Genomic DNA, 21,886 nt, shown 5'->3' with positions numbered 1-21,886 from the left:
AGAAATGCCATGCTTGTACGGGACACGAGACCATACATAAAGGAGAAATGGGCATGAAGAGAAAAGGTTGGCTTATCGCATTCGCAGCGGCATTATTGTTAACACTTATCGTAGTACCGGTTCAGCAGTCTTTCAGCGCAGAGGGCAATCCAACGGCAACCGCCATTACACAGAGTGCTCTGAACGATCAGTTCCACTTGGATCATGTCGTTAAGATTTACGTGCCTTCAACGGTAAAGGGTGACATTCCGATTACGGATGCAGCCCATCAGAAGTTTGTCGACCAAACGCTGACGAAGCTGTCCGGCTGGTTTGGCGGGGCAACTGCGATTCCGGGCGAAGGGGCATGGGTGGACAATAACAAAACCCTGATCAAGGAAAAAGTAACGATCGTGTACGCGTTTGCCGAGAAGCTTGATAAGGACTCGCTTAATCAAGTGGTGGACTATGCGAAGAAGCTTAAGGACGATTTGTCGCAATCCGCGATCTCACTCGAGGTTGACGGCAAATTGTATTTCATCGAGTAGTTGATTCTCGAATCAGCGATGTGCTAATCAGAGGAGGTCTTCCTGCTGTCTGTCATGGCAGAAGTGGGAGACCTCCTCTTTATTGCGTTTGGACTATTAATAAAGAAATCTCCACAGATAAAAAGTGGCGTAGGATTCCCAGTTCGCCCATGCTGCCGATAGCTGCAGTATTTCCTTCTTCGTCGGTTTCGCCTCCAAGCCGAGCAGATGTTTGATGGCATTGTGCAGACCGACATCATCGATAGGAAATGCAGCCGGCATTCGCAAACAGCGCATCAGCACATAGTTGGCCGTCCACGGTCCGATCCCGCGGATGCTGACTAATTGTTTCTCCGCTTGTTTTAAGCTGGCTGCTTCAAGCAGCTGCTCCTTCGTCAATTTCCCTTCGACCATAAGCTGAGCGACTCCAATAAGATACTCGCCTTTTTTTACGGTCATACGAAGCCCGTCCAGGTCTTCAACAAACAGATGTGCTATGTCCTCAGGTCTCGGGAAGATCCAATAAACCTCTCCTTCACACTCCACGCGGCGGCCGAAGGCTTCAACGAAACGTCTTTTTAACGTATAGGCATAGGCCAGGTTAATCTGCTGCCCCAGGATGCCCCAGCACAAAGCTTCGAACAGATCGGGAATGCCCATGTTGCGAAGTCCATAGAAGGATTGAACGGCTTGACTGAGCAATGGATCTGCTTCCGCCATGTTATAAAACGGTACGAGATCGGTATTCAGATCGAACCAGTCCCGGACATAACCCGCTACTTCCGCCCGCTTGCAGGGATCGGAGGGGGCCGTATTCCCCAAAAACCGAACAAGGATGGCTTGCGCCTTAGGCTCCGCGCTGACTTCAATCACAGCGATGTCACCCTCAAGTGGGATAGCCCGGTAGATGCTGTCATTCCGGATATGATAAAGACATTCGTTCGGCGATCTTTGCAAATAACTGAGGTTCTCCGTAAAACTGAACTCCTTCGGTACGAACAGCCTGATGGCTTCGGCATGATCTTCCCAGCTGGCCCGGGGGAGATGATTCTCCATTGTATATGGCTTATCGTCATGGTTGTGGTTTGGCTCCTGCATCTTCATCGTTTCCTTTCGCGCTTGAACTCTTCTATACTAGTTGTACCATAAACGCAGACCGTATAATTTTGTTATCTTGCTCTTCTATTCCAAAAAGCGTACAACAGGATTATCCTGTGGTTATAATGTTAGCGGAGGTGAGGAAACGTGGCAAACCGAATACAACCGACCGAAGCCCAGTGGAAGGCCATTATCAACAACGACAAGGATAGTGACGGCAAGTTTTTCTATGCAGTGCAGACAACGAAAATTTTCTGCAGGCCATCCTGTAAATCCAGACCCCCGAAGTTTGAAAATGTGCGCGTGTTTCAATCGGCGGATGAAGCGAAAGCCGAGCGCTTCCGGCCATGCAAAAGGTGCAAGCCGACGGGCGAGCGTTTACCGGACCATGAATGGATTGAACTTGTCACCGAGTATATCGATAAACACTATATGGATCATTTGTCGCTTGATGTCTTGGCCGATGTGAGCCACGGCAGTCCGTACCATCTGCACCGGATATTTAAGCGCGTCAAAGGTCAGACCCCGATGGAATACATTCAGGATTACCGGATCGGCAAGGCCAAGGAGCTCCTGACAAATTCCAGCTTGGCCATTTCGGATATCGGCCATAAGGTGGGCATGGAGAATACGGCTTATTTTATCACGTTGTTTAAGAAGAAGACGGGGATGACGCCCCTTAGTTATCGCGCGCAATATTTAAAAAATACAAATGCGGAGGTGCAAGATCATGAAATCCAATCATTCGATTACCATTAACTGGACCCAACTGCGTCATGATAACTGGAACGTATACATCGCGGCGACGGAGCAAGGCTTATGTTACGTCGGATCACCGGATAAACCTGTAACAGAGCTGGAGAACTGGGTACAGGCGAAATTCCCTGGCTGTGAACTCGTGCAGAACGATGAAGCCATGCAGCCGTATGCTGCCGAGTTGGTGGAGTATTTTCAGGGGAAACGCGCTCGGTTTGAGGTGGCTATGGATTATAAGGGGACCGCGTTTCAAATGGCGGTATGGAATGCGCTGTGCCAGATCCCGTATGGACAAACCTTCACGTATTCGGACATCGCCAACCAGATTGGAAAGCCGGCAGCTGTTCGAGCTGTAGGAGCGGCTATAGGCGCTAATCCGCTGCTGATAACCGTGCCTTGTCATCGGGTAATTGGAAAAAGCGGTGCATTGACGGGGTATCGCGGTGGGCTTGCCATGAAGACCCGGCTGCTGGAGCTTGAGGGTGAGCGAGCCAGGATGAGGGAGAAGGTGAATAATGCCTAATTCATTGCCGCAACGAATAGCAGGGCTCGATTGGACGGGGATACAAGGAGCTTTGGATGAGCAGGGATATGCGGTTGTTCCAAAGGTGCTGCTGCCTGACGAGTGTGCGGAGATTATCAACACGTATTCGGAAGAGGAGCGGTTTCGCAGCACGATCAATATGGCTAGGCACCGGTTTGGGCTAGGAGAGTACAAGTATTATCAAGCTCCGCTGCCAGAACCGCTGCAGCAGCTTCGGGAAGGCTTTTATCCTGAGCTAGCGTTGACCGCTAACCGCTGGTTGACGCAGCTTGGACATGAGGAGAGGTATCCGGTGAGCTTGGATGAGTTTCTTGGCATGTGCCATGCGCAGGGGCAAGAGCGTTCGACGCCGTTGATTTTGAAATATGAAGAGGGCGGCTATAATTGCTTGCATCAGGATTTGTACGGAGATGAATTTTTCCCATTTCAAGTAGTGTTTGTTCTGAATGAGAAGGAAGTCGATTACACGGGAGGAGAGTTTCTGCTCATCGAGCAGCGGCCGCGGGCACAGAGCCGGGGACATGTGATCACGTTGGAACAAGGAGCGGGTCTAATCTTTCCGACCAACCATCGTCCTGTTCAGGGAACGCGAGGGTATTACCGGACCACGCTCCGGCATGGCGTCGGTACGATTACGTCGGGGACCCGATACAGCCTCGGGATTATTTTTCATGATGCCAAGTAGAGGGGCGCGTGTGTCCACTCATTCATTATGGGATGTGAGGAGAGAAATAGTATAATAGAAGAAAGTGTAGGAATGGGGTGTCCCAGGTGAAACAAGAAGTGCTCTACAAAACGTCGAAGACCCTGCTCAATAAAGGAACGGGATTCCTGAATGGATACAGCCATACCTTGAATCCGTATACGGGCTGCACCTTCGCTTGTTCTTATTGCTATGTCCGGCAAATGCCGGTATCGATATTCCGGAATCAGGAATGGGGAAGCTGGGTTGACGTTAAGGTTGAATCTGCTGCTATCCTCCGAAAAGAACTGAAGCGTGCCAAGTCCAAGGGACCTGTCACGATTTTCATGTCTTCCAGCACCGATCCTTACCAGCCGGTTGAGGCCAAGGAAGAAGTGACTCGCGCTTTGCTTGAGGTGATGGTCAGCGAACCGCCGGATTTTCTGCTCGTACAGACGCGCAGTCCGTTGGTCCGGCGGGATGTTGATCTGCTGCAGCAGTTAGGAGAACGCGTGCGGGTAAGCATGACGGTCGAGACGGACCGCGAGGAGATACGCAAGCATTTTACGCCGTCAGCGCCGCCGATCCAAGCGAGACTGAAAACCCTCGAGCTGCTGAGGGACGCGGGGATTCCCGCTCAGGCAGCTATTGCCCCCGTGCTTCCGAGCACGGAGGCTTTCCCGCAGATCCTGCGGCCGCTCGTTCATCGCGTGTGCATCGACGATTATTTCATGGGGGATGGCAGTGGCGGGAAACGTACGAAAAGACTGCCTGTTCAGGCTCTGTACGAGGAGCTTGGGGAGCAGGAATGGTACGACCCCGCTGCTTATCGAACGGTCTACGATCGATTTAGCCGGGAGTTTCCGGAGGAGCAGTTGTTTGTGAGCCAGAAGGGTTTTGAACCTTAAGGTTTAGGTTGGCAAGTTTAGAAGAGGATCCGTGATCCGTGGATTAGATAGATTATGATAGGTTTAGGCAGAGGACCAGGAGTTCGATTCTGGTCTTTTTTTGTCATGTCTGGCGGTAGGTGATTATGGTATGATAGGCGAAAATAACCAGTCAAACGGTAGAGGAGCGAATGAACAATGAAGATGGATTTGACGGATAAAATTGCGTTAATTACAGGAGCCGCAGGCCAATTAGGGCGTGTCATGGTCAGAACCTTGGCGGAATGCGGCGCGGATGTGGTTATCCATTACCGGGGGAGCCAAGCCAAGGCAGAAGAGCTTCAGCGCGAAGTAGAGTCGATGGGAAGACGGGCTTTCCCGGTGCAAGCCGATGTGACGGATCAAGCTTCCGTGAATGCCATGCGGGATGCGGTGCTTGCACACTTCGGCGTGCTGCCCCATATCATTGTTGCCAATGCCGTCGAATCCTATCAATGGACATCCGTCTTGCAGCAAGCGCCGGAAGATTATGAGAGTCAGTTCCAATCCTGCGTCATGCAAAGCGTCTACCTGGCGAAAGCTTTTGTTCCTGCTATGATCGAGCGTCAAGGCGGTCGGTTCATCGGGATCAACACCGAATGTTCGATCCAAAACTTCCCGAGCCAATCGGCTTATGTTGCGGGAAAACGCGGCATGGACGGTGTCTACCGCGTGCTCGCCAAAGAGATCGGCGAGCACGGGATCACCGTCAACCAGGTCGCGCCGGGCTGGACGATCAGCGACCGCGATCGGGAGAACGGAACCGAGCACAGCGCCTCCTATGAGGCCTCCGTTCCATTGAAGCGCCGCGGAACGGACCAGGAGATTGCCAATGCCGTGGCATTCCTGGCTTCGGACTTGTCGTCGTTTATTACCGGGGCATATATTCCAGTGTGTGGCGGGAATGTGATGGTGGGGATCTAGAGTTTCGGTAAATGGAGTGAGCTCAGTAGTGTCTATGAACTTCGTGGATTCTCATTGCGATGGGGATTTGCGAAGTTCGTGGATATGGAGTTATCGGAAATTCATGCCGCACAATAGTCGCATTCGCTCCTTTAAGCCTTTCGGGTTCGTGAATACTTACAACGTTAGATGAAATCAACGGATGTAAGATTGAGTAAAAAAACCGAACAATCGTTCTTCATCTCATTGGTAGATGATGGTATAATAAGGAAAGACAATTGAATCTTGGGTGGGCATGGTTTCCCTTCGAAAGGAGGTGAAGCCATGGAAATTAAAGATGCGTTGACGATCATGTTTCTGTTTGGATCGTTTATCCTTGCACTTTTAACATACATCAATTCGAACAACAAGAGAAAGTAAAAACCCACCCCAAGGTTAGCGCCGAAGGTGGGTCTTTATTCTGATCGCTTAGAAGGGAATAAACCATCCAAGCCAATTGTTCAGCCGAGTGTTCCCGCACTCGGCTTCTTTGTAAATTATGATAACACAATTGGAAAAAGAAGTGAACCTGGAAAGAGTATTTTGGGTATTTGAAAACCAATATAAATAGCGTATTAAACACGTATTAATAGACATAAGATCATTCGTGAGTAGAACAGCGAAGCGTTAGTCTAACATCATTTTCAAGCATCGGTACATTCGCCCTCATTCCAACAGATGATACTTGCAAGGAGTAGTGGCAGCCGGACATATCCGACTTCGTCGGACGTCGTGAATTCGAGAACGTTAGTTGAAACTGGGGAAATGACAATTGGTGAGGCTATTTCAATTGACGATTCTAAAAAGTAAAACGGATGGAGTTGTTGCTTACTATGATATTCGTTTTAATCTTTGGACCACAAGCAGTTGGTAAAATGACAGTAGGTCAGGAACTTGAAAAAATTACAGGTTTGAAGCTTTTTCATAACCATATGAGTATTGAGTTCGTTACCCCTTTTTTTAGTTATAGTACTGCACCTGGAAAGAGGTTGGTGAGGTTAATCCGTAAAGCCATATTTGAAGAAGTAGCTAATAGTGACTTAAACGGATTGATTTTTACTTTCCTTTGGTCATTTGACAGCCTTGCAGATTGGGAGTATGTAGATGAAGTTTGTCATATTTTTGAATCAAAAGGTGGAGTAGTTTGTTTTGTTGAACTTGAGGCGGACAATGACATAAGACTAGAGCGTAATAAAAGTCCGAATAGACTTGAACATAAACCTACAAAAAGAGATATTGATTTCTCTGAAGGTAATTTATTAAATTCAATGGCCCAGCACCGGTTGAACACTCTTGATGGTGAAATCAAAAGAGAAAATTACATGAAAATAAACAATGCAGCTTTGAAGCCAGAGGAAGTCGCAAGTATGATTAAGCAAAGGTTTAAATTGTAGCTAAAGCTAGGAGAATTGCTCGCAGTATTTCAAAAGTGATATAAATCGACCAATGATCATGTTGAAAACCTACGATATTGTCTAAGGTTTATATACGTACTATTTTTAGGTATCTCGAAGAAGTACACGCATCAGTTAACACAGCATTCACGCTGCGGGCTGCTGTCGAGTCCTTTGGTCCGCCCGAAGATTTTCTAGAAGAAGAACCATGCTGACAACCTTGCAGCATCTAACCGCATTGCGGTCGGAAGATCTGGGAGGCTTAGATAAGAGAAACTCTATTAAGTATAAGGGAGGGAATTATGAAGTTCACTCATATGAAGATCCATATTATTGGATCGACAGGAAGTGGAAAGACATATTTAGCTAGAGAGATTTCCAAACGATTACATATTCCTTTCTTTGAATTAGATGATGTTATGTGGAATGGTGCAGTCGAATTGAGTGGGAAAAATTCGCCGGAGGTCCGGTATAAAATACTTGAAGACATTATAAATAAAGAACAGTGGATTATTGAAGGGGTATATCACAAGTGGTTGGGACGAAGCTTCGAAGAAGCAGATGTAATTATCTTTTTATCACCTAGACCAATGAATAGAGCATTTAGAATTATAACTAGATTTATCAAACAGAGAACAAAACTGGAGAGATCTAAATACCAACAAACCTTAAAAGGGTTAATCGAAATGTTGAAATGGAATAGCAAATTTGATGCGGATAATAAGAAAAAGATACTTGAGATGCTGGAAAAACATAAAGAAAAACTGATTGTAGTAAAGAGTAATAAGGAAATGATTTTGAGAGTAGCATATGAATGTGACATTCGATTACATACAAGAACGTTATGAGAACTCTATGCAAAGGAGAATAACATGGGATCTAGAATCATGCATTATTGTATTTCTGCCCGTCTTGCTAAAGAATTAAAGATTGATGATGATCAATTTTTCTTAGGTGGCATTGCTCCTGATGTGAATAAAAATATGAAAACCCCTAAAACTATTTCTCATTTCGTAAGGACCAATAATGAAGGACAAATATTTGCCGATTATTTGGGATTTCATGAGAAATATCTGAGATATATGAGAGAACCATTTTATCTAGGTTACTTTTTTCATTTAATATCTGATGTTATATGGGTTGAAGAAATTTATTACAAGAAAATAAAGTGGTTGCCTCAACCGGATAAGAAAGAAGCGCAGTTAAAGTATTATAGAGATTTTTGGAGACTCAATGGAAAATTGATTGATTATTATTCCATTGAATATAGACCGATGGAAGTCAAGTCCATCGAGATAGAAGAGATTGATTATAGATACCTGCCAGAATTAGTAAAGGAATTAGAAAATGACTTTGCAATGAAAGATGAGGCGAAAGAACAAGAGTTGGAAATTCTTGAATTTGAAGAAGTCATTGATATTCTTGAAAGAACAGTAAAGGAATGTGTTGAAATTTCGATGAGGACATAGACTTCCGATAACGTAATATTCACGCTGGCCTCGGCTGAGGGCCGAGCTTTGACCGCTAGGGGGCTACTGGTCTGGAAACAGAATCAGGTAAATACAATCTATTCCCGGAAGACCATGAGTGTATATCATCCCACAACTTAACAGCTTCAAAGATTCCGATTAACTACAAGAAAATTTTGATTACATTATGACTAGTCGAGTGGGTACTTAGTTGGATTATAGATCTCCGAGAAGTTGTGTACGCCATAAAGAGGTGAACGATCTGAAGATTAAGGTAAGTATATTTATAATTCTTATTTTATTGATAGCATTGATATTTCTTTTTCAAAAGGATAGACCAAATGACTACGCATCAATAGAAGAAGCGATGATTAATTCAAACATTGTTTATGATGAAATATATTATATTACTGAGAATAGAGGATACAGCATTGTTTTTTACGGTGAAGAAGATATTTTGTCGGTCGGCATAGCAACCAAGAAAAGATCAAAATATCAGTGGATTTATGGGTTTGGTAGTAAACATTTTAATGAAACCGAGCATATCCTTACAAGAGCATTCACAAACTTACCAACTGAGATATCAGGAAATGATGAACTTGTTTCGCTAACGTTTGGTGTAATAAATGATAGGGATATTGAAAATTTAAAAATCCAATACAAGGGTCAGGCAGTAAGAGATGCGACTATACTTCCAACATCAAAAGCTCCAATATGGTTTTGTTTTTCAGATACTCCAGTTAATTACGACCCGGATGTAGTAAGAATTTATAAACATGGAGAGACAAAGACCGGATGGTATTAAAATGAAGATTAATAGGTTTTTGGGGTAGAAGGGGTAGCAGCTAGCAACTTATCATTCGTAGATATAAATCCATACCTATGGGGGTGATTATGTGATTATCATGATTAATGGTACATTCGGCTCTGGCAAGACTTCGGCAGCTAACATGCTTCAATCCTTAATCTCAAATAGCATGATTTATGATCCTGAAGAAATAGGATACATGTTAAGAAATATCATTAACGAAGAAACTAGATTTGAAGAAGAACGAACTGATGATTTCCAGGATCTGGAATTATGGAGAATCCTCACGGTTAAGACAGCTCATGAATTAATGAATAAGTATAAGAAACATCTTATTGTTCCGATGACGATTTATAAAGCTGATCATTTCGAATACATATTAAATGGATTTAAAAGTTTTGATGATGTTTTTCATTTTTGTCTCATTGCGTCTGAAGACACAATCAAAAAGCGAATTGAAGAGCGTGGTGACCAATTTGGAACGTGGTATCAGACACATACAGAAGCTGGTTTACTTGCATTTAGGGATAGCAGATTTCTAGAACATATTGAAACGGACCATATAGGAACAGAAGAAGTTGTTAGACTAATCCTAAATAAAACTGTTAAGAGCAATGTGTGGAGAGTTTAATGAGGTTACTGGCTACACATAACACAAGGTTCACCTCTTGGTCCGCTTCAAGATATGGATCGTTCAGGTAATAATCTGAGCGGACACGCCCGTACCATCCAACCCATCACGGCCGCTCACTTACGTTCGCTTAAAGTTGGGTTGACGTCGTAAACATGGAAACTTTATATGAAATCAGCTTAAGAAAGGAAAGGAGAAAAACAATGATTCGAGAAGCGGAACCAAAAGATGCAGAACAAATTGAGGAATTATATAAGGAGTTATTACCTAGCAACACTGAAATATATGTGTCAAATGAAAGAATAAGTGAAGTCCAAAATAATCCGAATAGCTTCTTATTCGTCTACGAGCTAGAGCAAAAGATTGTGGGAACTGCTCATTTGCATCTCTGCTTGGACGCATTAGTGGGGTCCAGGCCGTTTGGTGTTGTAGAAAGAGTTATTATTTCAAGAGCACAACAAGGAAAGGGATATGGTTCAGAATTAATGAAATATATCGAAGGTTTATGCGCCGAGAAGAACTGTTTAAAGATATTTCTTACAAGTGGAAGTTCAAGGACTGAGGCTCATGAATTTTACGATAGGTTGGGATATGACGGTAATTCAAGTAGAGCATTCAAAAAATATCTGTAATAAAAAGGAATGCCTGTCGATACGAAGTTTGAGCTTCTTGAACGTCGTGAATACGATAGAAGTTAGGCGGGGAATTTCTGTTATACGACTAGGGGGAGAAATAATGAAGCAGTTAGCACAATTGGAAGCCTATTTGCAGGCATCTGAGTATATTGATTATTTTGATGCTCAAATACAAGCTGTGATCCTATCTTTTACAGAAGAGACTGAAATCGAAAGAATACAGGCAGCATTTGAATTTGTGCGCGATCAGATTGATCATTCTTTTGATATTAAAAACGAAGAAGTAACAAGGAAGGCCTCTGAAGTATTGAACAAAGGACATGGCATATGCTATGCGAAATCTCATTTGTTGACAGGAATACTGCGAGGAATGGGTATACCTTCAGGCATTTGTTATCAAAGGTTAACCTTATTCGATAAACCCGAGGATGGGTACTGTTTGCATGCTTTGAATACTGTGTATTTGAGGGAGCATGACAGGTGGATACGTTTAGACGCAAGAGGAAATAAGGAAGGCATTAATGCGCAGTTTTCAATAGATAAGGAGAAATTAGCCTTTCCTGTTAGGGAAGAATATGGTGAGAAGGATTATAAGATTAATTACGCACAGCCCCATCCAGTCATTATTCAAACACTAGAAACCTATTCGAATGCTATGGAGATGTATCTAGGCGGATTGCCAGAAGACCTGAGTCAGTGAAACTGTTACGCGTTTAGTAAGTGATTAAAGTATACGAAATTACTGAAATACATATATAAAATGAGGTGCATGAGTGCTTTTTCATTTTAGCGAAGAGGCGGATATTGAAATCTTCATCCCACGAGAAAAACAGAACCGACCGAACTTTCCGGCAGTGGTTTGGGCAATAGATGCGGAACATGAATTCTCATATTACTTCCCAAGGGATTGTCCGCGAATTGTATGTAGAAGAACAGAGGATATCAGTGACAGAAACCGGGAGTTGTTTTTTAACGACACGTTGGCTGACATTATCGTAACTGTAGAAAATGATTGGTACGCAAGAATCGATCAACAAACGTTGTACAAGTACCAATTTGAAGACGAGGGGTTTGAAGTTTTCGATAAGACTGCAGGCTATTATATTTCTTATCAAACCGTAAAGCCAGTGGGGATAGAGAAGGTTGATAGACTGGTTGAGAGACTTATAAGCAAGGGGATTGAATTAAGGTTTACACCGAATTTATGTCCTCTTCGGGAATCAATAGTTTCTTCAGATTTTAAGGAATTTGGAATACACAGATTTAATAATGCCAACAGACTATAGGGGATTTAACAACTGCATTCATGGCTTAGAAATATCCCTGCTGTATCTTGGCCATTACGGGGCTGACTTGCCTAACGAGTCAATGCCAATGCCTTTAAAGGAGAACTATAACGAATATGATCATATTAATCAGCGGGAACAGCTGCACGGGTAAGACTTATATGGCTCAACAATTGCTCGAGAGGTATCACGTTCCATATCTTTCGATCGATCATTTGAAAATGGGCTTATACAGAGCGGATATGAACTGCGGTTTCACCCCCTGGATTCAGCAGAGTTTATCGGTGAAAAATTATGGCCGATCCTCAAAGAGATCATCAAGACGAACATAGAGAATAACCAGAATCTAATCATTGAAGGCTGCTACATCCTGCCTCACCATCTTCAAGATATCGAGCCATCCTACTCAGCCCACATCATACCGGTATTCTTGGGTTTTTCAACCACCTACATCCAGCAAAACTTCCAATCCAACCTCATTCAACATCGCAATGCAATCGAAACACGTACCTATCCTGAAGAAAGAACCATTTCTGATTATATACTGGAGCATGATGAATTCCGTGAAAAGTGTTTAGCATCAGATGTCCCGTATTTTGAGATTAAAGAAAACTACGAAGATGAGATTTTAAAAGTATATGACTACATCGAGGGTGAAAAGGAGAGAATCGCGAGTGAAAATCGTTAAATCACAAGTCGTGATATACGAGAGAAGTTTCCTATTTAATAATGTGGAGTAGCTCATGAAAAAACAATTATTACTTATCCTTGTTGTCGTCCTTTCCGTGTTTTTATTATTTCATGTTAATCAATGGATGAAGAATGAATATGTAATATGGACGGCTATTGAAAATCGGGAGTGGGAGGCAAAAGGTACGGGGGTGTATTTTTATGAAGAAAACAATCAAAAATATGGTCTCTACATGATTTATGGAAGTGGAGTTCCTGTTATTTCTTCTCATAAATCCAAGGTCAGAATAATAAATGATGTTGAGATTGAGATTCCAGATCATTCTATAAATTTGCAGTCAACAGATTAACAAGTACAAGTATCCAGATTAAAATGGAATCAGGGTAAGTTGACCATGGACGGGCTGATATTTGAAGCCTCGGAGACTTCGGAGAAACATAAGTGGGGTTTAAATCTACGAGCGAAATAATATCGCTGTAATCGAGGAAAGGAAGAAGCCGTGGAATTATTCTTATATCATTATTATGATGCAGCAACCGGTCCCTTTCGAAATCTGTCTGCACTATCTATCGAAGAAGCGAAGCAAGTACAGAGAAGACTCCAACAAAATAAAAATATGTTTGCGAGTCAACGCGGGGATGATTATATCGTAATCCGACGCGGATTAGAATCGCGTGCCAGAGATCTATTTATAGCCAAGGGTGGACGGCCGACAAATAAATATCCACATTACATGACACTTGGCCCTTGCGAATGGATTAAGCAGTGGTATCAGAGCGGGAGGGAAGTTAAGATTCCCCTCGATGATGTTGATCCCGAGATGATTAGTTTTACTTATGGTGACTTATTTCCCACGATGCGCTTTAAAGACGACAAGCCTTACAGAGGGAAGGTCTACTTAAAGAACGAAATCCTTCGATTGGTAGACGAATATGGTTGGCCGCAAGAATGGAATAAAGACGGGAATCTAGGACCAGAACGATATATAGAAGTACAGGTATGGGACGATCGAGTGATTGGTCTTTTTTTGAATAATACTATGGTATGAGATGAATTTTAAAATCTAAAGAAGGATGTGAGTACTTACATTGATCATAATGGATTTGTTAGAAAAGGATACTGATAAGATAAATCAAACAGCGAGATTACTGCAAGAGAGTTTTGAGGCATGGCCCTCAATAGAATCTGCCATACGTGAAGTTTTCGAATCAATTAGTGATGATTCTATTAGTAGAGTATTAGTTAATGTAGATAATGAAGTTATCGGGTGGATTGGAGGTAGAAGCCAATATGACGGTAATGTGTGGGAACTTCATCCGTTAGTTATTAGAAAAGATAGTAGAATACGAGGTCTTGGCAAGCTATTAGTAATCGATTTTGAACGTCAGGTCTACCAACGTGGAGGTATAACCATCATATTGGGTACGGATGATGAGTATAATCAAACCAGTCTATCTAACGTGAATTTGTATCATGATACTCCGGCACACCTATCCAATTTTGAAAGTTTAGATCATCCAGCGAACTTTTATAGAAAGTTAGGTTTTGCAATCGTCGGTGTTATACCAGATGCGAACGGAATAGGAAAACCGGATATTATCATGGCAAAGCGTGTTAAACCTGTAGATTAAAGATTAAGTATAGAGTTTCCTAACGGATGCGGCTGCCGTTCACATGGAGGACTCCAGACGCTGCAAAGCTATTGCAGTTTTATCGATATGAAGTCGCCAGGCATTACTTGGGTTTTGATGAACATGAGACAACGGGAGGGTTCTTTATTGCTGATCTCACAGATGAATCCAGAGATATTGACGAGAGAACAGATCACAACGGTGGTGTTCGGAGCGGAAACGGAAGTTGATGATGGTACGCAGTCTGGTGATTGTATCTTTGTGTTTGGCGGAAAAAACCTGGACCGGGTATGGAAAGCGGTTGAATTATACACAGCCGGACGCGCCCCGTATCTATTATTCACGGGTGGAGATCGATTTGGCGAGTGGGAGCAGCCCGAGGCGGTTATGATGCGGGATGAAGCCATAAAAATGGGCATTCTGCCAGAATCCATTTTTATTGAAACGATGTCCAACCATACGAAGGAAAACATTATGGCCTCCCTAACCGTGCTTGATCGGGCATTGGGGTTACAACGAATCCATCGACTCTTGCTCGTCAGTGCACCTGGACATATGCGCCGATGCCAACTGATGCTCAGGACCTTTATGCCCCCTTGGTATGAGTATGTATGGTGTCCGGACCATCGCTCTCTTGGGAGACGGGACAATTGGTGGACCGATCCAGAGGAAGAGAAGCGGGTACTGGGCGAGCTGAAAAAAGTGATCGGCGGGGTAAAGGGGCGATATTTTGTTGATGCGGATATTGAAATTTGAAAATAAATCGCAAGGCATGCATTACACTGTGAACTCAACTCACGAGCTGGGTGTTTACCTAATGGCGAATAGACCAAATGCTGGCGCGTGGCACATGCTTTACAAACCCCAACGGAGAAGACGGAAGCATGATCGCATGCGTAGTGCAGCTTCTCGAGGAGTTGGGTCAGTACAACATTACATACAATGATCAAAGCGGCCGTTCTCCTGAACACATTACAAGGAGGACGGTTGTTTTTGTGTTGCCTAGTCTTAGGCATATCTTGTTTGAAAATCTTCTTACATACACAGATTGATCCTTCCGAGCTATTGATAATAATTAACATATAAAGTAAATTTTTTACATATAAATCAACTTACGAAATATGTAAATGAATCATAATTGAGTAAGTGAAATACATCGATCTGGAATCAGAGAATTAACAAGGAAATTTCATAAAGGAGGTGATGTCGTCTTACGCAAGTTAGGCTGAAGCTGAATGATCAATTTATTTTTTGAGGAGGGATTAATGGATGAAAAAGGGTTTATTTAGAGTGCTGGACAAATCGAGAGTGATGATGTTGCCTTTATTGGTTGTCGTGTCTTTGGTGTTGAACTTTTTTCCACTTGAGGTGTCTGCAGCAGATCGGGGTGCTTGGGCACCCAATGTATCTTATGCCGTTAACGACAACGTAACGTACGATGGGAAAGCATATAAGGCTATTCAAGCTCATACCTCATTACCCGGATGGGAACCGCCCAATGTGCCTGCATTGTGGCAGTTTGTTCAAGGTGGTGGAGGTAATGATACTGCAGCCCCGACAACGCCTACGAATGTAATTGTAAGCGCAGTCACTTCTTCAAGCGTTACTTTATCCTGGCAGGCATCTACAGACAATGTAGGCGTGACTGGATATGATGTATACCAAGGCACGTCCCTTGCGGTCTCTGTTGCTGGTACGACAGCGACAATAACGGGTCTTTCACCGAACACGACATATTCTTTTAAGGTCATTGCTAAGGATGCTGCCGGCAACCTTTCTCCTGCCAGTGCGATCGTGAATGCAACCACTTCAGAGGGAACAGGAGGTCCCCAGCCGACGAAGCATATATTGACAGGGTACTGGCAGAACTTTGTTAATGGTGCGAGCAAGTTAAAAGTGAGAGATATACCTGATCAGTACGACATCATTGTGTTAGCGTTTGCCGAGATGGATCCTGCTAACCCTGGTGGTGTCACTTTCACTGTAGATTCTGCGCTATCCGCAGCCCTTGGCGGGTACACGAATGCCGAACTGATCGCGGATATTCAGGCCAAACGCGCTCAAGGCAAGAAGGTCATCATATCCATTGGAGGGGAATTGGGGAACATTAATTTGAATAATCCATCCCCGAATGTAACGAACTTTGTGAACAGCATGTACGGCATCATCACTCAATTTGGGCTTGATGGGATAGACATCGATCTGGAGCATGGCATGAATGTACCTAATTTAACCAATGCGATCCGCCAACTGAAGCAAAAAGTAGGAAATGATTTTGTTCTGACGATGGCTCCCCAAACGATAGACATGCAGAATCCAAATACCTCCTATATGCAGCTTTATAACAATCTGAAGGATATAACAACGGTAATTAACGTCCAGTATTATAATTCTGGATGTATGCTAGGCCGTGACGGTAAATGCTATTCCCAAGGCACGGTTGATTTCCTGACGGCACTTTCGGACTTAACGCTGCAGTGGGTATCACCTTCCCAATTGGGATTAGGAGTGCCTGCTACCTCAGCAGCAGCTGGAGGCGGATATGTTTCGCCAACCGTCGTAAATAATGCCCTAAATTGTCTGGCAACCGGAAACAGCTGTGGAAGTTATAAACCGGTTGCTAAATACCCCGATATACGGGGAGCGATGACCTGGTCCATTAACTGGGATACGACCACGAATTACACGCTTGCCAAAACAGTGAAACCATTCTTGAACACGCTGCCTTAACATGAATGATATTTGTACAACTTAAGTAGATTTTTTATAAAACAAGAAAACCTCTCTTTGATATGTGGCGGTATACACCTTCATTATCAAGAGAGGTTTGTCTGGTTTCCTTTCTCCAACGGAGAAGGCGGAATCATGCTGTAGAAGCAAAGCGGTCCCCTTTGTCCCCTGATTTCAACCTTGTCATAGGATCTTAAGAAATCTGGGGGCAACAGGGATCTCGGAGGCATGATCTGCATACGTGTTGCTGTATTCTGAATCGCTGCATATCTGAGTCTCAAGGCTCCCATATCACCGTCGGGTACGGGAGTTGGTCATAAGCACTGGCCCAGTAATAGGAGTCGGCCATGATGCGCCGTGGCAGGAAGCCGATCTCGCCTCGGGATACGGAGATGAGCTCAGACTGCGATTGGAACACGCCGTCCGCAGTTGTCGCGGCATTAACATATTTGCCTGCCATATGGGTGAACCGTCCGCTGATTTTGGCTAAAACAGGCAGCCTTGTTTCCTTATCGACCATCTGCATGGTTACTCTGGCGATACCGGCAGAATAGGTGATGGTCATCTGATCAATGACCATCGGTTTCATTGTGGATGGCGCTGTTGTTGCTGAGGCACCCGCGCTGGGAGCTCCTTCATTGCCGCTGATATCGACCGCCGTGATTTTATAATAATAGGTGGTGTTCGGCAGCAGACCGGTATCTTTGAAGGAAAGTCCTTTAGAGATTCCGGCGTAAGTAGCGGGTCCGATCTCAAAGTCGGCATTGGTACTCCGGTAGATCCGATACGCATTTACTGCGGTGTTGTCCATCGCCATATTGTAAGTAATATTTATGCGTTGAAAATCAAACGTGGCCGCTGTTGCTCCACTGACCGTGCTTGGCGGTTCATGGTCAGCAGGAGGCTGCCATGCGTAGCCGCCAGGTCCCCATTCGCTTGGAAAATCAACGATCGAGGAGTAGTGATGGAGAGCAATGCCTCCAAACGCTGAATCGTTCAGAAAAGCATCATAAACCTTGTTTAACTCCTGCTCCATATAAGTTCGACCTTCTTCATGGAAGCTGATGGTTTCCGGATCCCCGCCATCGGCGATGTCCTTCGTCTCGACTCCGATCACAACCGACTTCGGTTTGCCGATCGTATTTGCATAAGCCAGCTCGTTTAGCGCTTGTGCGATAATGCCGGCGCTGCCATCGGCTTGATCGCGGTAATTCATGATCGAGATATAATCGGCCGTGTCCTGAATATGCTCAGACAGCCATTTCGTCTTTCCGTTCCATGAGATATTGCTGGCGTCAGCAGAAGTATCATACCATCTTGGAATTGCCGCGCCGACGGACAAGGTAAGGCCCGATGCCTGTTTACGTTCCATCAGAAGCTGCAGCATATCCAGGTACTGAATCTGAACAGAAGGCTTTGCTGTTTTGAAATCCGGCAGGATATACGGTTCGGTATCCAGGTTTACGCCATCAAAGCGAGCCGTTTCGCCGGAAGCCAAATTGTAATTCAAGATTTGCTCAAATTCTCTTACGGCTTGAGTCTGATACCGACTATAGGCTCCGAAGTAAGGTGGGGAGGTGCCGCCGGCGATCAACGCTTGAACATAGAAACCTTGAGAGTGAGCCCACTCGATGAATTGTTGAACCTCACTTCGATGATCCTCCAGCATTTTTGCTCCGTCATATTGCCCTACAGCCAAATAAAGCGTTGTAATCGAACGTTGATTAAAGGTGGTTGTATCCTTTGCCATGGAAGAGAGGGTCGCTCGGGAATTTGGATTCAGTACTAGCGGGTAGGAAGCATTTTCCCAGATCCAGATCGCACGATCCTGATCCGGCAGCGGGTCCGGGTCATAGGCGTTGCTGGTCACCGTTTCAGGATTCGTCGCGGAGGGATCGTATACATCATTTATTACGTTAACGGGAGTTGAGTTGGCAAGATCCATATAGACAGCATCCGTAACCGTCGCGGGATGTTTGCCTTGGTTAGCCGGAGGCCTCCCCCCTGTTCTTGCATAGACCGTAAGGCTATAGCCTGTATTGCCGTAAGAATCGGTTGCTCTTGCCTCCAGGCTGTGAACCTGGTGAGGGGATTGACGCGAATCGAATGTATATTTATATCCGTTTTTGGCAGGGGAGACCTGCAGCCAATCGCCTCCGTTGATGCGGAGCTCAACTTGGGCTATCGGATTTTTACCCGCTGCAGATATGTGAATATCCATTTTGTTGCGCTGCAACGTATGCTCGCTTGGGCTGGTAATCTGCACTTCCGGGATATGAGCTGCAGGATTATCGATATTAAGGTGAATCCAAGGGGACCAGATACCATAACGCGTAACCGCATCATTTCCTTTAAGGACCATTTCGACGGGACCGTCCAACTGACTTGTATCCAGTTTGTAGGACCAAGATCCACTGTCATCGCCATTCGGGTCATCCATCTGAACATCCGTCACAAATGCACCGTTAACGATGAGCTGAAGTTCATACACGCCGGAGTAGGTTCCGGATAACTCAGCCACACCCGGTTGAAGCGTTTGTCCGTCCTGATGAGAATCAATAGTAATTAACGCTGCTGCCTTAACGTGGGGAGGCGGGATACAGATTGTAGAAATCAGAACTGCCGCCAGCAACAAAAGCCCGCACCTACGTAAATGTGAAAGCATTTTTGTAGTCACATCCTTGTCAGTATGATGTAAACCTAATGGACTCTACGGCAGTTACAATGGCTTGCTTATCCTGTGAGCAAACATTTTGCGTCAATATGAAGCGCTTACTTTTTAATATTACGAAAAAAATCGATTAGAACCGATGTCAGAGACGTGGCAGGTTATTATTTTTGAAGGGGAGCAGGATCTATTCCATATTCGATAAGCCGATGAATGGTACCACGTACGTCAACCCGTTCAAATTTGCCGTTCTTCAAAGTTATACGTAGAGGCATGCCGTGAACGGGTCGCATCATCAGATTCGGTGTGATTTTGGCATTATGGACTAATGAAAATTGATATCGTTGAAGAAGAACAGCAAGGACAATCTTAAGTTCTTGCATGGCGAAGTGCCAGCCTATGCACATATGAGGCCCTGCGCTGAATGGTAAGAATTCGTATGCGGAAGGTTTAATGGTCTCCCATCGATGCGGTTTGAATTGATTCGGACTCTCGTAAAGCTCCGGGAGACGATGGGTAATGAATTGGCTAAAAAAGATATTCGTTCCCGCCGGAAGGGCATAACCATTCAACTCACAAGGCGCAGCCGTAATGCGGGTGCCGATGCTTGCTGGAGGAAGTAAACGAAGACTCTCTTTAACTACATGGTCCAGCAGGGAGAGTCGGCTCAGTTCCTCCCGAGTCGGATGGTTTCCACTCATCACGGCGTTTAATTCCTCCATTACGTTCGCATAAATGTCCGGGTGCTGTATCAGCAGAAAAAATGTCCAAGTCAACGCATTTGCAGTGGTTTCATGACCAGCTGTATAGATTGAGAATGCATGCCCGACTAATTCCTCATCCGATAATGCAAAATCATCCTCATCATGTCCTCTAATTAGTGCGGCTAGCACATCCGTTGCATCTGACTCCTGCCGCTTCTCATGGATCATGGACCGAATTTGAGTATTAAGCTGTTGTGCAATACGAAGAGATCGACGATATGGTGTGAAGGGAAGATTAATGGGAGCGAGGGTGGTAAGCAAAAAAGACTTCGTAAACCGATTGATCAGCATCCCCATGGAGTCCATCTTTTCAGTATGATGAACACCGAATAATGTCTTAAGGGCGATGCGCTGCGTTAACTTTTTCATTTCGGTGTTGATGTCAATCCGGGTACGTCCTCTCCATTCGTCTGCCAATAGTTCCGTTATGGATGCCATGTCCTGACCGTATTTTTCAATTTGCCCATGCAGAAAGGCGGGCTGTATCAGGCGACGGTGCTGTTTGTGCTTTTCGCCGCTCATCAATAGAAGATTATGATAGAATAAATCCCCCATTACGGTGTCTTTGGGTATTTTGACAAGAGCCGTGCTCATCTCGAAAAAGTTCGGATTGGATAGGATTTGACGGTTCAGATCGGGTCCAAACGCAAAGACAGATGAAGGCTTGTGGCTTTTCCCCAGGGCAGCGAGCTTACCATACTGTTCAAATAATGTTTGCTGAAATGCGAACGGACTGCGGATGAAATGAAACATATTGATCCTCCAGCCAAGGGCGGAGTCGGGTCCAGGAATACGGTTCATAATCACACTTCTTTTGTATGATTTGTAATAAAAGCATTCATATATTTCATAATATTCCTTCGAGAAGAAATGATCAAGATATTTTTGAAATATATGAATTGCATTATTACAAAACATTCCGTATAGTTTTATCCGAGAGGTGAGTATATGAACGGTTATCAACTCCGCACAGTGAAGAAAAAAGAACAGATTATGAAGGCAACTTTCGATTTGATCAGGAAATACGGAGCTGAAAAGACAAGCATTGCAGAAATCTCCAAACACGCCCGCGTGTCCCCCGTCTCCATATATAATTATTTTGGCAGCAAGGAAGAGCTTATCCGGATGACGTATATCGATTATATGAGTAATATCATGAACGAGTATGAGCAGCTGCTCGATAAGCCCATCCCTTTTCAGGAGAAATTGGAGTTGTTGCTGAGGGGACGAATGAATAGCATGGATCAGATTAACTCGGATTTTATTCAAATCAGCAATGAACCGTCTGTTCAAGAGTATATCGAGGCATTTTACAAGGAGAGAACGATTCCCTTTTTTGTGAAATTGATTGAGCAAGGCAAGCAGGAGGGTTTTATTGATCCAGAAATTTCGATAGATGCGGCATTGTTTTATATTCAAGTGTTTAAGGAGGCGCTGGCACGACCGGGATTCATTACACAAGCGAGCCCTACCATGCTTCGTGATATCGATCGCTTGTTTTATTATGGATTGATAGGGAAAGCTGAGCACTCTGGGACAGAGAGAGGCTAATGAGTTGATGATATAAGCGTTAAGGCAGAACAACCTTTGGTGCAGACCAAAGGTTGTTTTGATTTGCATACAAAGTCACTAGCCAGCAACTGTTTTGACCCGCATCTCCGTCTTGAGACCGAGAGCAACTCTGTACCTGAGACGGTGTGAACTTGTGCAGATCTTCTTTATGAT

At 44.3% G+C, this 21,886-nt stretch carries 25 protein-coding genes; 22 read left to right on the top strand and 3 right to left on the bottom strand.

The features are described from left to right. The first annotated feature begins 53 nt into the window (after positions 1–53). Complete coding sequence (locus tag MKX98_RS20000; RefSeq protein ID WP_071220445.1) at positions 54–527, top strand: DUF3574 domain-containing protein; 474 nt, start codon at positions 54–56, stop codon at positions 525–527. Positions 528–623: 96 nt separating this feature from the next. Here MKX98_RS20000 and MKX98_RS19995 read toward each other — a convergent pair whose 3' ends face one another. Next, positions 624–1,604 (bottom strand): DNA-3-methyladenine glycosylase, encoded by a 981-nt coding sequence (locus tag MKX98_RS19995; RefSeq protein WP_339218045.1) that lies wholly within the window; start codon positions 1,602–1,604, stop codon positions 624–626. 147 nt (positions 1,605–1,751) lie between these two features. On the opposite strand from MKX98_RS19995, the gene MKX98_RS19990 reads away from it, so the two are divergent. The 20 genes from MKX98_RS19990 (at position 1,752) to MKX98_RS19895 (ending at position 16,729) form a co-directional block, all read left to right on the top strand. Further along, positions 1,752–2,363: a bifunctional transcriptional activator/DNA repair enzyme AdaA gene (locus tag MKX98_RS19990; protein WP_339218044.1), complete on the top strand. Its 612-nt coding sequence runs from the start codon at positions 1,752–1,754 to the stop codon at positions 2,361–2,363. Continuing rightward, positions 2,335–2,883 carry a methylated-DNA--[protein]-cysteine S-methyltransferase gene (locus tag MKX98_RS19985; protein ID WP_339218043.1) on the top strand — a complete coding sequence of 183 codons (549 nt, stop codon included), beginning with the start codon at positions 2,335–2,337 and terminating at the stop codon, positions 2,881–2,883. Before MKX98_RS19990 ends, MKX98_RS19985 begins: the two co-directional genes overlap by 29 nt. After that, positions 2,876–3,589, top strand: coding sequence for a 2OG-Fe(II) oxygenase (locus MKX98_RS19980; RefSeq protein ID WP_194543291.1), 714 nt, complete (start codon positions 2,876–2,878; stop codon positions 3,587–3,589). Before MKX98_RS19985 ends, MKX98_RS19980 begins: the two co-directional genes overlap by 8 nt. An 86-nt stretch (positions 3,590–3,675) precedes the next feature. Continuing rightward, positions 3,676–4,494: a radical SAM protein gene (locus MKX98_RS19975; protein WP_339218042.1), complete on the top strand. Its 819-nt coding sequence runs from the start codon at positions 3,676–3,678 to the stop codon at positions 4,492–4,494. Positions 4,495–4,671: 177 nt separating this feature from the next. After that, entirely contained in the window at positions 4,672–5,436 is a 765-nt protein-coding gene (locus MKX98_RS19970; RefSeq protein ID WP_194543289.1) for an SDR family oxidoreductase, read from the top strand. A 303-nt stretch (positions 5,437–5,739) separates the two neighbouring features. Further along, on the top strand, positions 5,740–5,835 hold the full coding sequence (locus MKX98_RS19965; protein ID WP_220091170.1) for a putative holin-like toxin: 96 nt from the start codon (positions 5,740–5,742) through the stop codon (positions 5,833–5,835). A gap of 452 nt (positions 5,836–6,287) precedes the next feature. Further along, positions 6,288–6,848: an AAA family ATPase gene (locus MKX98_RS19960; RefSeq protein ID WP_339218041.1), complete on the top strand. Its 561-nt coding sequence runs from the start codon at positions 6,288–6,290 to the stop codon at positions 6,846–6,848. A gap of 302 nt (positions 6,849–7,150) precedes the next feature. Next, positions 7,151–7,696 (top strand): DNA topology modulation protein FlaR, encoded by a 546-nt coding sequence (locus MKX98_RS19955; RefSeq protein ID WP_339218040.1) that lies wholly within the window; start codon positions 7,151–7,153, stop codon positions 7,694–7,696. A gap of 24 nt (positions 7,697–7,720) precedes the next feature. Continuing rightward, positions 7,721–8,317 carry a hypothetical protein gene (locus tag MKX98_RS19950; RefSeq protein WP_339218039.1) on the top strand — a complete coding sequence of 199 codons (597 nt, stop codon included), beginning with the start codon at positions 7,721–7,723 and terminating at the stop codon, positions 8,315–8,317. 253 nt (positions 8,318–8,570) lie between these two features. Continuing rightward, positions 8,571–9,122: a hypothetical protein gene (locus MKX98_RS19945; protein WP_220684802.1), complete on the top strand. Its 552-nt coding sequence runs from the start codon at positions 8,571–8,573 to the stop codon at positions 9,120–9,122. Between the two features lie 100 nt (positions 9,123–9,222). After that, on the top strand, positions 9,223–9,756 hold the full coding sequence (locus MKX98_RS19940) for an AAA family ATPase (RefSeq protein ID WP_339224527.1): 534 nt from the start codon (positions 9,223–9,225) through the stop codon (positions 9,754–9,756). Between the two features lie 155 nt (positions 9,757–9,911). After that, positions 9,912–10,388, top strand: a complete 477-nt coding sequence (locus MKX98_RS19935; protein ID WP_339218038.1) for a GNAT family N-acetyltransferase — start codon at positions 9,912–9,914, stop codon at positions 10,386–10,388. A 103-nt stretch (positions 10,389–10,491) separates the two neighbouring features. Further along, positions 10,492–11,091 (top strand): transglutaminase family protein, encoded by a 600-nt coding sequence (locus tag MKX98_RS19930; RefSeq protein WP_339218037.1) that lies wholly within the window; start codon positions 10,492–10,494, stop codon positions 11,089–11,091. A gap of 73 nt (positions 11,092–11,164) precedes the next feature. Further along, positions 11,165–11,677, top strand: a complete 513-nt coding sequence (locus tag MKX98_RS19925) for a DUF6886 family protein (RefSeq protein ID WP_339218036.1) — start codon at positions 11,165–11,167, stop codon at positions 11,675–11,677. A 430-nt stretch (positions 11,678–12,107) separates the two neighbouring features. Beyond that, positions 12,108–12,365, top strand: coding sequence for a hypothetical protein (locus MKX98_RS19920; RefSeq protein WP_339218035.1), 258 nt, complete (start codon positions 12,108–12,110; stop codon positions 12,363–12,365). A 55-nt stretch (positions 12,366–12,420) separates the two neighbouring features. Next, positions 12,421–12,717: a hypothetical protein gene (locus tag MKX98_RS19915; RefSeq protein ID WP_339218034.1), complete on the top strand. Its 297-nt coding sequence runs from the start codon at positions 12,421–12,423 to the stop codon at positions 12,715–12,717. Positions 12,718–12,867: 150 nt separating this feature from the next. Beyond that, complete coding sequence (locus MKX98_RS19910; protein ID WP_220684807.1) at positions 12,868–13,416, top strand: hypothetical protein; 549 nt, start codon at positions 12,868–12,870, stop codon at positions 13,414–13,416. A gap of 49 nt (positions 13,417–13,465) precedes the next feature. Next, positions 13,466–13,999 carry a GNAT family N-acetyltransferase gene (locus tag MKX98_RS19905; RefSeq protein WP_194543281.1) on the top strand — a complete coding sequence of 178 codons (534 nt, stop codon included), beginning with the start codon at positions 13,466–13,468 and terminating at the stop codon, positions 13,997–13,999. A 162-nt stretch (positions 14,000–14,161) separates the two neighbouring features. Continuing rightward, positions 14,162–14,755 carry a YdcF family protein gene (locus MKX98_RS19900; RefSeq protein ID WP_339218033.1) on the top strand — a complete coding sequence of 198 codons (594 nt, stop codon included), beginning with the start codon at positions 14,162–14,164 and terminating at the stop codon, positions 14,753–14,755. Between the two features lie 513 nt (positions 14,756–15,268). After that, entirely contained in the window at positions 15,269–16,729 is a 1,461-nt protein-coding gene (locus MKX98_RS19895) for a glycosyl hydrolase family 18 protein (RefSeq protein WP_220684808.1), read from the top strand. 277 nt (positions 16,730–17,006) lie between these two features. Here MKX98_RS19895 and MKX98_RS19890 read toward each other — a convergent pair whose 3' ends face one another. Both MKX98_RS19890 and MKX98_RS19885 read right to left on the bottom strand, forming a co-directional pair. Then, positions 17,007–19,361 carry an Ig-like domain-containing protein gene (locus MKX98_RS19890; RefSeq protein ID WP_339218032.1) on the bottom strand — a complete coding sequence of 785 codons (2,355 nt, stop codon included), beginning with the start codon at positions 19,359–19,361 and terminating at the stop codon, positions 17,007–17,009. 200 nt (positions 19,362–19,561) lie between these two features. Continuing rightward, positions 19,562–20,914, bottom strand: a complete 1,353-nt coding sequence (locus MKX98_RS19885) for a cytochrome P450 (protein ID WP_339218031.1) — start codon at positions 20,912–20,914, stop codon at positions 19,562–19,564. A gap of 195 nt (positions 20,915–21,109) precedes the next feature. On the opposite strand from MKX98_RS19885, the gene MKX98_RS19880 reads away from it, so the two are divergent. Next, the gene (locus MKX98_RS19880) at positions 21,110–21,712 is read left to right on the top strand and encodes a TetR/AcrR family transcriptional regulator (protein ID WP_194543276.1); all 603 of its coding nucleotides are present in this window, start codon (positions 21,110–21,112) and stop codon (positions 21,710–21,712) included. Positions 21,713–21,886 lie beyond the last annotated feature (174 nt).

This window comes from Paenibacillus sp. FSL W7-1332, from assembly GCF_037969785.1.
Lineage (GTDB): Bacteria > Bacillota > Bacilli > Paenibacillales > Paenibacillaceae > Paenibacillus_AQ.
This window is presented reverse-complemented; position numbering and strand designations above follow the sequence as displayed.